The 12,441-nt window shown below is 71.5% G+C and carries 10 protein-coding genes; 7 read left to right on the plus strand and 3 right to left on the minus strand.

Annotation, left to right across the window (positions count from 1 at the left end):
• The first annotated feature begins 135 nt into the window (after positions 1–135).
• Together HGK34_RS18445 and HGK34_RS18450 are read left to right on the plus strand one after the other, a co-directional pair.
• Positions 136–2,415, plus strand: a complete 2,280-nt coding sequence (locus tag HGK34_RS18445) for a HelD family protein (protein WP_307816089.1) — start codon at positions 136–138, stop codon at positions 2,413–2,415.
• Positions 2,416–2,713: 298 nt separating this feature from the next.
• A complete protein-coding gene (locus HGK34_RS18450) occupies positions 2,714–3,562 on the plus strand; it encodes a formate/nitrite transporter family protein (protein ID WP_201850103.1) in 849 nt (282 codons plus the stop codon).
• Positions 3,563–3,628: 66 nt separating this feature from the next.
• Here HGK34_RS18450 and HGK34_RS18455 read toward each other — a convergent pair whose 3' ends face one another.
• Positions 3,629–4,948, minus strand: coding sequence for an AI-2E family transporter (locus tag HGK34_RS18455; protein WP_201850104.1), 1,320 nt, complete (start codon positions 4,946–4,948; stop codon positions 3,629–3,631).
• Positions 4,949–5,046: 98 nt separating this feature from the next.
• Here HGK34_RS18455 and HGK34_RS18460 point away from each other — a divergent pair, with 98 nt between their 5' ends.
• The 4 genes from HGK34_RS18460 (at position 5,047) to ocd (ending at position 9,984) form a co-directional block, all read left to right on the plus strand.
• On the plus strand, positions 5,047–5,475 hold the full coding sequence (locus HGK34_RS18460; RefSeq protein WP_307816090.1) for a Fur family transcriptional regulator: 429 nt from the start codon (positions 5,047–5,049) through the stop codon (positions 5,473–5,475).
• Positions 5,476–5,503: 28 nt separating this feature from the next.
• A complete protein-coding gene (gene katG, locus HGK34_RS18465) occupies positions 5,504–7,678 on the plus strand; it encodes a catalase/peroxidase HPI (protein WP_201850108.1) in 2,175 nt (724 codons plus the stop codon).
• Positions 7,679–7,972: 294 nt separating this feature from the next.
• Positions 7,973–8,947 carry a dimethylargininase gene (gene ddaH / locus HGK34_RS18470; protein WP_201850110.1) on the plus strand — a complete coding sequence of 325 codons (975 nt, stop codon included), beginning with the start codon at positions 7,973–7,975 and terminating at the stop codon, positions 8,945–8,947.
• Positions 8,944–9,984 (plus strand): ornithine cyclodeaminase, encoded by a 1,041-nt coding sequence (gene ocd, locus HGK34_RS18475; protein WP_201850112.1) that lies wholly within the window; start codon positions 8,944–8,946, stop codon positions 9,982–9,984. The genes ddaH and ocd overlap by 4 nt, the downstream gene beginning before the upstream one ends.
• A gap of 154 nt (positions 9,985–10,138) precedes the next feature.
• Here the strand turns inward: ocd and HGK34_RS18480 are convergent, their stop codons facing one another.
• Both HGK34_RS18480 and HGK34_RS22955 read right to left on the minus strand, forming a co-directional pair.
• Complete coding sequence (locus tag HGK34_RS18480; RefSeq protein WP_201850114.1) at positions 10,139–10,882, minus strand: hypothetical protein; 744 nt, start codon at positions 10,880–10,882, stop codon at positions 10,139–10,141.
• A 19-nt stretch (positions 10,883–10,901) separates the two neighbouring features.
• The gene (locus HGK34_RS22955) at positions 10,902–11,474 is read right to left on the minus strand and encodes a papain-like cysteine protease family protein (RefSeq protein ID WP_244666921.1); all 573 of its coding nucleotides are present in this window, start codon (positions 11,472–11,474) and stop codon (positions 10,902–10,904) included.
• Between the two features lie 36 nt (positions 11,475–11,510).
• On the opposite strand from HGK34_RS22955, the gene HGK34_RS22960 reads away from it, so the two are divergent.
• Positions 11,511–11,873 (plus strand): Rossmann-fold NAD(P)-binding domain-containing protein, encoded by a 363-nt coding sequence (locus HGK34_RS22960; protein WP_307816091.1) that lies wholly within the window; start codon positions 11,511–11,513, stop codon positions 11,871–11,873.
• Positions 11,874–12,441: the final 568 nt, after the last annotated feature.

A 12,441-nucleotide genomic window follows, 5' to 3' on the forward strand; every position in this document is an offset into this window, starting at 1 on the left:
AAGGCTCCTGGCCGCGCAGCGCGTGCGGCCCCGGAACCCGCAACCGGGCGCCGGCAGAAAACCCTGGGCGGGCCCGCGCCGGATCGCGTAAGGTCGTGCGGCTCCCCCTCACCGTCTTCCTTCCGGAGGTCTCCCGTGTCTCGTGCCGCAGCTCCGACGGACCAGGGGACGCCCGGCCGCCACGACCAGGGGACACAGGCCCGCCAGGAGCCCGGCCCGCACGTCGCGGGGGAACTGGAACGGGAGCAGGACTTCCTCGCGCGCTCCCGCGAGAACCTCGCCCTGATGCGGGAGCGCACCGCCGCGCTCGGCACGGGCCTGGCGGGCGACGCGTTCGGCGCCGAGGTGCTGGAGGCGACGCTCGCCCGCCGCCTGGCGCAGCTCGCCGACGATCCCGAGGTGCCGCTGTTCTTCGGGCGCATCGATCACACCACGGCCGGCGGGGGAGAGACGTTCCATGTGGGCCGGCGCCACGTGTCCGACCCGGCGGGCGAGCCCATGGTCGTGGACTGGCGTGCCCCCGTGAGCGTGCCCTTCTACCGGGCGAGCCGCGCCGAGCCGATGGGCCTGGCCACCCGCCGCCGCTACGGCTTCGCCCGGGGCGTCCTGACCGGGTACGAGGACGAGACCCTCGGCGCTCGCGACCACGACGGCGTGACGGGGCCCGGCGCCGGGCCCGGATCCGGCGCCGGGCACGGCACCGCCGGCCAGGACGCCGCGCCCAGCGCGATCCTGGAGGCGGAGATCGAACGGCCCCGCACGGGACCGATGCGCGACATCGTCGCCACGATCCAGCCCGAGCAGGACGTCATCGTGCGTGCCGGGCTCGACCGGACCGTCGTCGTCCAGGGCGCTCCCGGGACGGGGAAGACGGCGGTCGGCCTGCACCGGGCCGCCTATCTGCTCTACGCGCACCGCGAGCAGGTGACCCGGCGCGGAATGCTCGTCGTCGGGCCCAACCGGTCCTTCCTGCGATACATCCGCGACGTCCTGCCCGCGCTCGGCGAGATCGACGCCACCCAGACCACCCTGCCCGAACTCGTCGCCGGCCGTGGCAGGCTGCGCGGCCAGGAGCCCGCCGGCGTCGCCACGCTCAAGGGCGACGCGCGGATGGCCGGCGTGCTGCGCCGCGCCCTGTGGTCACATCTCGTCGAGCCCGCCGAGGCCCTGGTGCTGCCCCGCGGTTCGCGCCGCTGGCGCGTCCAGGCCACCGAGGCGCGCGAGGCGATGATGCGGGTGGTCGCCCGCGAGCCACGGTACGACACCGGGCGCGACCACCTCCAGCACGCCCTCGCGCACCAGATCCTGGTGCAGATCGAAGCCTCGGGCGACGCGCTGGACGAGACCGCGTGGGACCGGATCGCCCGCACCCCCGCGGTGCGCCGGTACGCGGCGGCCCTGTGGCCGCCCGTGAAGCCGGCCGCGCTGCTGCACCGGCTGCTGTCCGACCCCGGCTTCCTCGCCACCGCCGCCGGCGCCGACCTCACGCCCGCCGAGCAGCAGACCCTGCTGTGGGACCGCCCGCCCCGCACGCCCGGCGCGGCCCGCTGGACCGGCGCCGACCTCGTCCTGCTCGACGAGATCGCCGACCTGCTCGACCGCACCGGCACCCACGCGCACATCGTCGTCGACGAGGCCCAGGACCTGTCCGCGATGATGCTGCGCGTCCTGGGGCGACGCGCCCGCACCGGCTCGCTCACCGTGCTCGGCGACCTCGCCCAGGCCACCACACCGTGGGCGAGCACGTCGTGGGCCGAGGCGCTCGACCACCTCGGCCAGCCCGGCGGTCACGTGGAGGAGCTCACCGCCGGATTCCGCGTGCCGGGTGACGTCATCGACTTCGCGGCACGCCTCCTGCCCCACATCGCCCCGCGCCTCCAGCCGCCCGTCGCCGTGCGGCGGGCCCGCGGGCAGCTCACGCTCACCACGGGCGCCCTCGACACCGTGGTCGCCGGGATCGCCGGCGCCGAGGGCTCCGTCGGCGTCATCGTGCCCGACGCCGGCCTTCGCGCCGCCCGCGAGGACCTGACCCGGGCGGGACTGGCGTACGCCGTCGTCGGCGAGGAGCCGGGCGAGCGCGGCGGGGACGCGCCGGGCAGCCACGCGGAGGCCGGGGGCGAGCACCCGGGCGGGCGCGCCGGGCTCGGCGCCACCGGGTCCGGCGCCACCGGGTCCGACGCGACAGGGTCCGACGCGACAGAGTTCGACGCCCACCTGGACCTCGTCCCGGCGTCGCTGGCCAAGGGTCTGGAGTTCGACCACGTCGTCCTGGCCGACCCGGCCGGCATCGTGGCCGGCGAACCCGATCGCACCACGGGGCTGCGCCGCCTGTACGTCTGCCTCACCCGCGCGGTGACCTCCCTGGTGGTCCAGCATGCCGACGACGTTCCGCCCGAACTCGGCGGGCCGGCCTGAGCGCGGTCGGGCCGCGCATCCCGGCCCGGGCCTGTCCGGGCCGGGCGCGCCGGGCTGAGGCCGCCGAGTCGGGCGCGCGGAGCGCGTCGGGGGCCTGCCGCTCCGGCGTCGGGCCGATCGCCTGCGGCGGCCCCACCGGGCCGGATCTCACCGTCTCGCGGCCCACCGTGTGAGATCTCCGTGCCGAAGTGGTTACGCCCCCGGGTTTCGGGGGAAACGGCCGTCACGGGAGCCTCAGGGGCAGGCCCGACAAACCCGGCCCGCGCCCGCGGGTCCCGACCCTCCCGGGAGACATCTCATGTCCTACGTCAAACCGGTCGACCTCGTCACCGCCATGATCGACGCCGGCCGCTCGAAGGTCTTCCTGTCCACCCGCGAGACCCTGGTCCGCGCCTTCATGGGAGGCGCGATCCTGGCGCTCGCCGCCGCGTTCGCCGTCACGGTCTCCGTGCGCACGGAGAACCCACTGGCCGGGGCGATCCTGTTCCCCGTCGGCTTCATCCTGCTGTACCTGATGGGCTTCGACCTGCTCACGGGCGTCTTCACGCTGGTCCCGCTCGCGTGGCTGGCGCGCGAGCCCGGGGTGAACTGGCCGCGGATGCTGCGCAACTGGGGCCTGGTGTTCGTCGGGAACTTCGCCGGGGCGTTCCTGGTGGCCGTCCTCATGGCGATCTACTTCACCTACGGCTTCTCCTCCGAGCCGGACGCCGTCGGCCAGGCGATCGGCACCATCGGCGAAGGGCGCACCATCGGCTACGCCCAACACGGCGCGGCCGGGATGCTCACGCTGTTCGTGCGCGGCGTGCTGTGCAACTGGATGGTGTCGACCGGCGTGGCGGCAGCGATGATCAGCAAGAACGTCATCGGCAAGGCCGTCACGATGTGGATGCCGATCATGCTGTTCTTCTTCATGGGCTTCGAGCACTCGATCGTGAACATGTTCCTGTTCCCGTCCGGCCTGATGCTCGGCGGCAACTTCACGATCGCCGACTACCTGGTGTGGAACGAGATCCCCACCGTGGCGGGCAATCTGGTGGGCGGCTTCGCGTTCGTGGGGCTGACCCTGTACCTGTCCCACGGCCGCCGCACGGACCCGGAGCCCGTCGCGGCCGGGGAGGCGGGCCGGGACGCGGCGCTCGTGCACTGATCCGGATGGCCGAGGGGGTGCCCACCACAACCGGTGGGCACCCCCGCGACCGCCCGCGGCGACCGGTCAGCCCGCCGCCACCCACTTGTCCTGCGGGTCGGAGAACATGTGCGACTCGATCAGCTCGTGCCGCTGCAGGTAGGTGGTGGCCATGGCCTGGATCGTCGCGGCGATCGGCAGTGCCAGGAACGCGCCCAGCGCCCCGAACACCGCACCGAAGGCCAGCACCACGAGCAGGCTGACCGCGGCGTTCATCTCCAGCGCCCGTTCCGAGAGCATCGGCGCCAGCCACAGGTTCTCCACCTGCTGGTAGGCCACCACGAACGCGAGCACCACCCCGGCCTGCCACAGCCCCTGACCGGTGAGCGCCACCATGATGGGCAGCGCGCCGCCCAGGTAGGCGCCGATCGTCGGCACGAACTGAGAGACGACGCCGACGAACACCGCCAGCGGGATCGCGTACGGCGTGCGCAGGATCAGCAGGAAGATGCAGGTCACGACAGTGGAGATGGCCGCGAGCACCAGGCGGGTGTCGATGTAGTCGGACACCTTGCGCTGCACCACCTCCCACAGGTGCAGCACCTCGTCCTGGTAGTCGGTGGGCACCCAGCGGCACACCGCCCGCCGGAACCGCGGTCCGGCGGCCAGCAGGTAGAACGCGACCAGCAGGATCGTGATGCTCCAGAACAGGCCGCTGAGCACCGCGCTGCCCACGACGAGCGCGCTGGCGGCCAGGTCGCTGCCGAACTGGTCCAGGCCCTGGCCGACGAGCTGGTCCTTCTCGGGCAGCGGGAGATCGACGAACCCGAGGACGAAGGTGCGCAGCGTGTCGTAGTACTCGGGCAGTGTCCTGCCCAGCTCGATCACCTGCTGCACGAACAGGTTCCCGAACAGCGCCATGACCCCGGTGATCACGGCGAGCGACCCGATCAGCGTGACGGCCGCCGCGGCCGGCCGCTTCCAGCCGCGCCGCACGAGCCACACCGTGGCCGGCTCCAGCGCGAGCGACAGGAAGAACGCGATGAGAACCGCCACCCACAGGCTCTTCAGCGCCCCGAGGGCGTGCCAGCTGAAGATTCCGACGAACACGGCGACGATGCCCAGGCCCAGGGCGCGCGGCAGCCAGCGTGGCGGGTGCTTCGACCCGGACGAGCCGGGTGGGGCATCGTTCTGCGGCGTCTTCTGCGAGGAGTCGTTCTGTGCGGCGTCGTTCCGTTCGACGGCGGCCGGGGCAGGTCCGGTCCGGCGGCCGCCGTCATCCGGGGCGTCGTCGGAGGGGGCGTCATCGGAGGGGGTGCCGTCGCCGGGGACGTCGTCGGCCGGCTGTCCGGCGTCGGCCCGTGCGCTCTCGGCGCCTTCGGTGAGGTTGGTGGGACTCGCGCTCATGGGCCGCCACCGTAGCGGGAATGTCGGACATGGAGCAGCAAAGTCCGCCACCGGTTCCTTCTTTTGACTCGTTCAAGAAAAGGGGTGAGACTGGGGTGGTGAGCACGACTGACGGGACGCAGCAGCGGCTGCGCGAGGCGGGCCTGCGTGTGACCCGGCCGCGGGTGGCGGTGCTGGCCGCCGTGGCGGGTCATCCGCATGCCGACGCGGGCGAGCTGCTCGCCGCGGCACGCCAGGACCTGCCGGAGGTCTCCCACCAGGCCGTCTACGACTCGTTGCATGCCCTGACCGCCGCCGGGCTGGTGCGCTGCATCCAGCCGTCCGGTGCCACGGCCAGGTACGAGACGCGGGTCGGGGACAACCACCACCACCTGGTGTGCCGGAGCTGCGGTGCGATCGTCGACGTCGACTGCGAGGTCGGTGAGGCGCCGTGCCTGACCCCCGACGACGACCACGGCTATGCCGTGGACGAGGCGGAGATCGTCTACTGGGGTCTGTGTCCTGCCTGTCGTGCCATGACCGATTGAGTGCTCCTTGTATCTGGAAGGAAGTCCTATGTCTGAGACCACGGCTGCGAACCCGGCCGAGAGTACTGAGGGCAAGTGCCCTGTGGCGCACGGCGGACGCGTGCACCCGACGCAGGGCGACGCCAACACCGAGTGGTGGCCCAACCGGCTGAACCTGAAGATCCTGGCCAAGCACACCGCCGAGCGTGACCCGCTCGACGCGGACTTCGACTACAAGGCAGCCTTCGAGGCCCTCGACCTGGATGCGGTCAAGGCGGACCTGACGGCTGTGATGACGGACTCCAAGGACTGGTGGCCCGCGGACCACGGGCACTACGGCGGCCTGATGATCCGCATGGCCTGGCACTCGGCAGGCACCTACCGCTCCCACGACGGCCGCGGTGGCGGCGGTGCGGGCCAGCAGCGGTTCGCCCCGCTGAACTCCTGGCCCGACAACGGCAACCTGGACAAGGCGCGCCGCCTGCTGTGGCCGGTCAAGAAGAAGTACGGCCAGGCGATCTCCTGGGCCGACCTCATGATCCTGGCCGGCAACGTGGCCCTGGAGTCCATGGGCTTCAAGACGTTCGGCTTCGCCGGCGGCCGCCCAGACGTGTGGGAGGCCGACGACGACGTCTACTGGGGCCCGGAGAAGGTCTGGCTGGACGACGAGCGCTACACGGGTGACCGGGACCTCGAGGCGCCGCTCGCGGCGGTCCAGATGGGTCTGATCTACGTCAACCCGGAGGGTCCCAACGGCAACGGCGACCCGGCCTCGGCGGCCCGCGACATCCGCGAGACCTTCCGCCGCATGGGCATGGACGACGAGGAGACGGTCGCCCTCATCGCCGGCGGCCACTCCTTCGGCAAGACGCACGGCGCCTTCCCGGACGACATGCAGGGCCCCGACCCGGAGGCCGCGCCGCTGGAGGAGCAGGGCTTCGGCTGGCGCAACGGCCACGGCAGCGGCGTCCTGGAGGACGCGCTGACCTCCGGCCTGGAGGTCACCTGGACCCAGACCCCGGCGCAGTGGAGCAACTACTTCTTCGAGAACCTGTTCGGCTACGAGTGGGAGAAGACCACCTCCCCGGCCGGCGCGACCCAGTGGGTCGCCAAGGACGCCGAGGCCGTCATCCCCGCCCCGGACGAGGGCGGCGCCAAGCGCCTGCCGACCATGCTCACGACGGACCTCTCGCTGCGCGTGGACCCGGCCTACGAAGAGATCTCCCGCCGGTTCCTGGCCGACCCGGATGCGTTCGCCGACGTGTTCGCGCGTGCCTGGTTCAAGCTCACGCACCGCGACATGGGTCCCAAGGCCCGCTACCTGGGCGCCGAGGTCCCCGCCGAGGACCTCGTCTGGCAGGACCCCCTGCCCGCCGGGTCGGCGGACACCTCCGACGCGGCGATCGCGGCGGCCCGCCAGGCCATCGCGGACTCCGGGCTCACCGTCACCCAGCTCGTGTCGACGGCATGGAAGGCGGCGGCCACGCACCGCACGTCCGACAAGCGCGGCGGCGCGAACGGCGGACGCATCCGCCTGGCGCCGCAGAAGGACTGGACGGTCAACCAGCCCGAGCAGCTCGCGCCCGTCGTCGCGAAGCTGGAGGAGATCGCCGCGTCGTCCGGGCTCTCCTTCGCCGACGTGCTCGTCCTCGCCGGTGGCGTGGGCGTGGAGCAGGCCGCCAAGGCCGCCGGGGTCGACGTCGAGGTGGGCTTCACCCCCGGCCGCGTCGACGCCACCCAGGAGCAGACCAGCCAGGAGAACTTCGCCTGGCTGGAGCCGGTGGCCGACGGGTTCCGCAACTACGACAGCGGCTTCCTCAAGCTGCCCAGCGAGTACCTGCTCATCGACCGCGCCAACCTCCTGGGCCTCACCGCCCCGGAGATGACCGTGCTCGTCGGTGGCCTGCGCGTCCTCGGCAACAACTGGGACGGCTCGAACCTCGGCGTCCTCACCGACGCACCCGGAACCCTGACGAACGACTTCTTCGTCAACCTGCTCGAACTCGGCATCGAGTGGAAGCCGGACACCGAGGAGAAGACGTACACCTCCGGCGACGGCAAGTGGACCGCCTCCCGCGTCGACCTCGTGTTCGGCTCGAACTCCGAGCTGCGCGCCCTGGCCGAGGTGTACGCCTCGGACGACGCCAAGGAGAAGTTCGTGCGCGACTTCGCCGCGGCGTGGCAGAAGGTCATGGAACTGGACCGCTTCGACCTGAAGAAGTAGCACCCGGCGGGCGGTGACGCCGCGCAGGAACACGACGGCGCCGACACGGGAACTCCCGTGCCGGCGCCGTCGTTCCCGCGCCGCCCTGGCCCTGCCAGCGTCGTCCGCGTCGCGCCCGCAGCCCGCGTCGTGCCCGCACCCCGCGGCGATCCGGTCCCCGACAAGCCCGGTGGCCTGCGAGCACACCCCGCCCGCGATCTGTTGCGCACCGGGCCCGATCACCCTCGCAAGTGCCGCCGACAACGCAACGAAACACCGCCGTCGTGCAACGTCGCACTCGATAGCGTCGCCGCCATGACCCGCACCGTTACGCGCCGTGCCGTGAACCGGCACTTCCTGATGTGCCCTCCGGAGCACTTCGACGTCGTCTACGCCATCAACCCCTGGATGGACACGAGCGTGCCCGTCGACACCACCCGGGCACTGGCCCAGTGGGAGACCCTCAAGCAGGCCTACGAGGCCCGCGGCCACACCGTCGACGTCATCGACCCCGAGCCCGGCCTGCCCGACATGGTGTACGCCGCCAACGGCGGCATCGTGGTGGGCGGGCAGGCGCTCGCGGCGCGCTTCACCTACCCCGAGCGGGCCAAGGAAGGCCCCGCCTACGACGCCTGGTTCACCGGCCCCGCCGCCCGGACGCGCGGCCTCACCGCCGCCGGACAGTCGGGGGAGACGCAGGAGGGCGAGGGCGACCTGCTCATCGTCGGCGACAAGCTCCTCGCCGGCCACGGCTTCCGCACCACCCGCGCCGCCCACGAGGAGGCCGCCCGCCGGCTCGGGCTCGCCGAGCAGGGGATCGACGTCGTCCCCCTCGAACTCGTCGACCCCCGCTACTACCACCTCGACACCGCCCTGGCCGTGCTCGACACCGGCGAGACCGGCAACCCGCCCCAGGTCGCCTACCTGCCCGGCGCCTTCACCGCCGAGTCCCGCGCCACCCTGGAGCGCCTCTACCCGGACGCCATCCTCGCCTCCGACGACGACGCCGCCGTGCTCGGCCTCAACGTCGTCTCCGACGGCAAGCACGTGTTCCTCACCGACCGCGCCGGCCGGCTCGCCGACGACATCGCCGCCGCCGGCTTCGACGTCGTCCCCGTCGACCTGTCCGAACTGTTCAAGGGCGGCGGCTCCGTCAAGTGCTGCACCCTCGAACTGCGGCCCGACGCCGCCACCGCCACCGACGCGGTGGGCGCCACCGACGAGGTCCCTGTCACCGTGACTGCGTCCACTGCCGACCACGCCAGCGACCTCACGGAGGTGCCCGCATGACCACCGTTCCCTTCCTCGACGTCGCCGGCGCCGCCCGCTGGGCCGCCCGCCGCGGACCGCAGGCCGTCATCGCCGGCCTCACCGACGCCATGGACCGCGACTTCGCGGCCTGGCCCGGCCTCGACAAGCGCCCCCGCATCGCCACCCACTCGGCCGAGGGCGTCATCGAGCTCATGCCCACCGCCGACGCCGAGACCTACGGCTTCAAGCTCGTCAACGGCCACCCCGCCAACCCCGCCCGCGGCTTCCAGACCGTCACCGCCGTGGGCATGCTCGCCCGCGTCGACAACGGCTACCCGTCGTTCCTCGCCGAGATGACACTCCTGACCGGGCTGCGCACCGCGGCCGCGTCGGCGCTCGCGGCCCGCTACCTGGCGCGGCGCGACTCCCGCGTCATGGCCATGATCGGCGCGGGCTCGCAGGCCGAGTTCCAGGCGCTGGGCATGCGCGCGGAGCTGGGCATCGAGACGCTGCGCGTGTTCGACGTCGACCCGCGCGCCACCGAGAAGCTCGCCCGGCACGCCAAGGAGCTCGGGTTCGACGTCGTGATCGCGGCGGACCCGGCCGAGGCGGCTCGCGGCGCCGACGTCGTCACCACCTGCACGGCGGACAAGCGCAACGCCGTGGTGCTGTCCGACGCCGCCCTGCGCGACGGCGCCAACCCGGGTGTGTTCGTGAACGCGATCGGCGGTGACTGCCCCGGCAAGACCGAGCTGGAGGCGGCCACGATCGCGCGGGCGAACGTCTTCGTGGAGCACACGGAGCAGACCCGCATCGAGGGCGAGATCCAGAAGCAGGCACCCGACTTCCCGGTGACGGAGCTGTGGGAGGTCATCACCGGGGCCAAGCCGGGGCGTCGTTCGGACGACGAGCTGATCGTGTGGGACTCGGTGGGCTTCGCGGTCGAGGACTGGACCACGCTGAAGTACGTCTACGACGACGTCACCACCAACGCACCGGAACTCCTTCAGCACCTCGACCTCATCGCCGAACCCCACGACCCCAAGGACCTGTACTCCCTGATCGCAGAAGCCTGACCGCAGGACCTTCAGGGCCGATCGGCTCCGATTCGGGACTGCTGTACCGCTCCGGCGGTGCAGCAGTCCCGTCTTGAGCTCCTCATGAATGACGACGCGGGTCGGGCCGTCGAGGGCTGGGTGTGGTGGTCTCGCCTCGGCGAGTGGATGCCCGCTATGCGCCGCTTGCGGGTGACGACGATTCCGTGTGACCCGTCCGACCGCGCCAGAAGTGCGCGAGGAGCGCGAGCCCGCCGGCAAGAAGGGCCAGGCCCCCCACCAGCGGCAACCAGGACCGGCCACCGACGACCTGTGTGGGTGACTGTCCGCCCACGACATCGTCGCGGCCATCCGCCTGCGCCGCTCGCGTACGCTCGACGACCGCCGCCTGCACATCCTTGAGGGGGGCCGGGCCGGCGACCTGCACGAGCGCCGGATCATTCGCGGGCGTGAACGTCTGGTTGGGCCTGTCGTACCAGTAATAGGCTCCGACCGGCTCGTCGCGCACCAGGGCCTTGCCCGACTCGGAACGCAGCTCGTTGCCGAGCGGGGCGTCGTTGTCATACCCGGCTACCTCGACGACCCCAGAGGGCTTCCAGACGGTGGCGGTGCCGATCACCGTGTCGTCGCGAACGAGAGCTGCGATCCACTCCCCGGTCTCGGTGAGCGGCTCGTCCGGAACTCCCTCGTAGAAGTTCTCGTCGAACATGAAGATCGGCTGCACGGCGACCGCGCGCAGATTGCCAGAGAAGTCGGGCGCATCCTCGTCGGTCAGTTCGTCGCCTTGGATCTCCTCGATGACCGGACCGGCGAAAGCCTCCGCGACGTCGTCAGGAACCTCGGATTCCTCAGCCGCGGCGGCCGACGCGGCCCCAAGCGCGAGCACGACGGACAGGGCCGTCGTCAGCGTTCGGCTCATCATGTTCATTGTGGGCTCCTCAGAAGATGCTGGTCCGTGAGTGCGACCAGGTGTGCGAACTGGTGGACTTCATCCAGGAGTAGCTGTTGACCTTGTAGACGTCGTTGAGCGGGTTGATATAGATGATCTTCGACCCGTCGGTGTTGTACCCCTTGAGTACGAGCATGTGGCCGCCACCACTCGACCACCCCCAGCGGATCATCACCAGTCGGCTCGAATCGATCTCGCCGCGGAATGCGCTGTACGTCAGCGCGCCGAGCGATACGGTGCCGATGTTGCTCACGCCGGAATCGGCGAGCGCGTACGAGACGTTCTGCCCGAAGGTGCCTGTGACATTCGGGCATGTGCTCGAGTTCTTACCGCGCTTCACGAGTGTGCATTGCGATGGAGTGTTGCCCGTCGTCCTCTTGACGACCGTCTTCGATGTTGCCGCCCAGCACCAGTTCGACTTCTCCTGGACATAGATCGTCGCGGCCAGAGACCTGTTGGCGGCCTCCGCCACGGTGACGGTCCCACCCACGATCGTCAGGGTGAGCGCCAGCGAGAGCAAGAGGGTGCGGATGGTCGAGTGGGCGGCGCGTCGAGTAGGCATACGTGTGAGTTCCTGTCTGTCGGGGCCGGCGCAGGCGTGAAAGCGCATTCCCGCACCGCCCGCGGTGCCGACGTCGTCACCACCTGCACGGCGGACAAGCGCAACGCCGTGGTGCTGTCCGACGCCGCCCTGCGTGACGGCGCCAACCCGGGTGTGTTCGTGAACGCGATCGGCGGCGACTGCCCCGGCAAGACGGAGCTGGAGGCGGCCACGATCGCGCGGGCGAACGTCTTCGTGGAGCACACGGAGCAGACCCGGATCGAGGGCGAGATCCAGAAGCAGACGCCCGACTTCCCGGTGACGGAGCTGTGGGAGGTCATCACCGGGGCCAAGCCGGGCCGGCGCGCCGACGACGAGCTCGTGGTGTGGGACTCGGTCGGCTTCGCCGTGGAGGACTGAACCACCCTGAAGTTCGTCGCGGCGGACGTCGTCGCCACGGCCCCCGAGCTGCTGACCCACCTCGACCTGATCGCGGAGCCGGCGGACCCGAAGGATCTGTTCTCGCTGGTCCACGGGGCCTGAGGGCGGGGCCGGGCGGCCCGGGGGAGCGTGGCGTGCGGCCCCGGCCGCCAGGTCCGGCCGGTCGCGGCAGCCGGCCTCGTCGGTCGACCAGGCTGCTGGATGTGGGGGCATTCGAAGGTAGCCGCCGCCACGGCGACGGCCGCTGCCGCCTACGCTGCCGATCTTGCCTGCGGTTGGGTGCCCGTCCGCTATGGTGCTTCTTGTGATCGGGTCTTCTGCTGGCATCCCCGCAGACGACGGCCTGTACTTGCTTCGATGCTTCGATGCTTCGCGGGTGAGGGGCCGACTTCGTGATAGATCTTCCGGTATTCCTTATGGGGCTCATGGGACATCCGGTAGGGGCGTGATGTCGAGTCCGCCGCCGGCGAGGAGCATGCGTAGGCGGTAGTTGTCGCGGTTGCGGTAGCCGCGGGCGAGGCGGCGGTGGAGCTCGATGATGCCGTTC

Origin of the sequence: Myceligenerans indicum, assembly GCF_016742955.1 — a bacterium.
In the GTDB taxonomy this organism is placed as follows: Bacteria; Actinomycetota; Actinomycetes; order Actinomycetales; family Cellulomonadaceae; genus Myceligenerans; species Myceligenerans indicum.

Coding starts and splice junctions, on each gene's coding strand:
- HGK34_RS18450 (WP_201850103.1), top strand. CDS start 2,714: ATGTCCTACGTCAAACCGGTCGACCTCGTCACCGCCATGATCGACGCC.
- HGK34_RS18455 (WP_201850104.1), bottom strand. CDS start 4,948: ATGAGCGCGAGTCCCACCAACCTCACCGAAGGCGCCGAGAGCGCACGG.
- katG (WP_201850108.1), top strand. CDS start 5,504: ATGTCTGAGACCACGGCTGCGAACCCGGCCGAGAGTACTGAGGGCAAG.
- ddaH (WP_201850110.1), top strand. CDS start 7,973: ATGACCCGCACCGTTACGCGCCGTGCCGTGAACCGGCACTTCCTGATG.
- ocd (WP_201850112.1), top strand. CDS start 8,944: ATGACCACCGTTCCCTTCCTCGACGTCGCCGGCGCCGCCCGCTGGGCC.
- HGK34_RS18480 (WP_201850114.1), bottom strand. CDS start 10,882: ATGAGCCGAACGCTGACGACGGCCCTGTCCGTCGTGCTCGCGCTTGGG.
- HGK34_RS22955 (WP_244666921.1), bottom strand. CDS start 11,474: ATGCCTACTCGACGCGCCGCCCACTCGACCATCCGCACCCTCTTGCTC.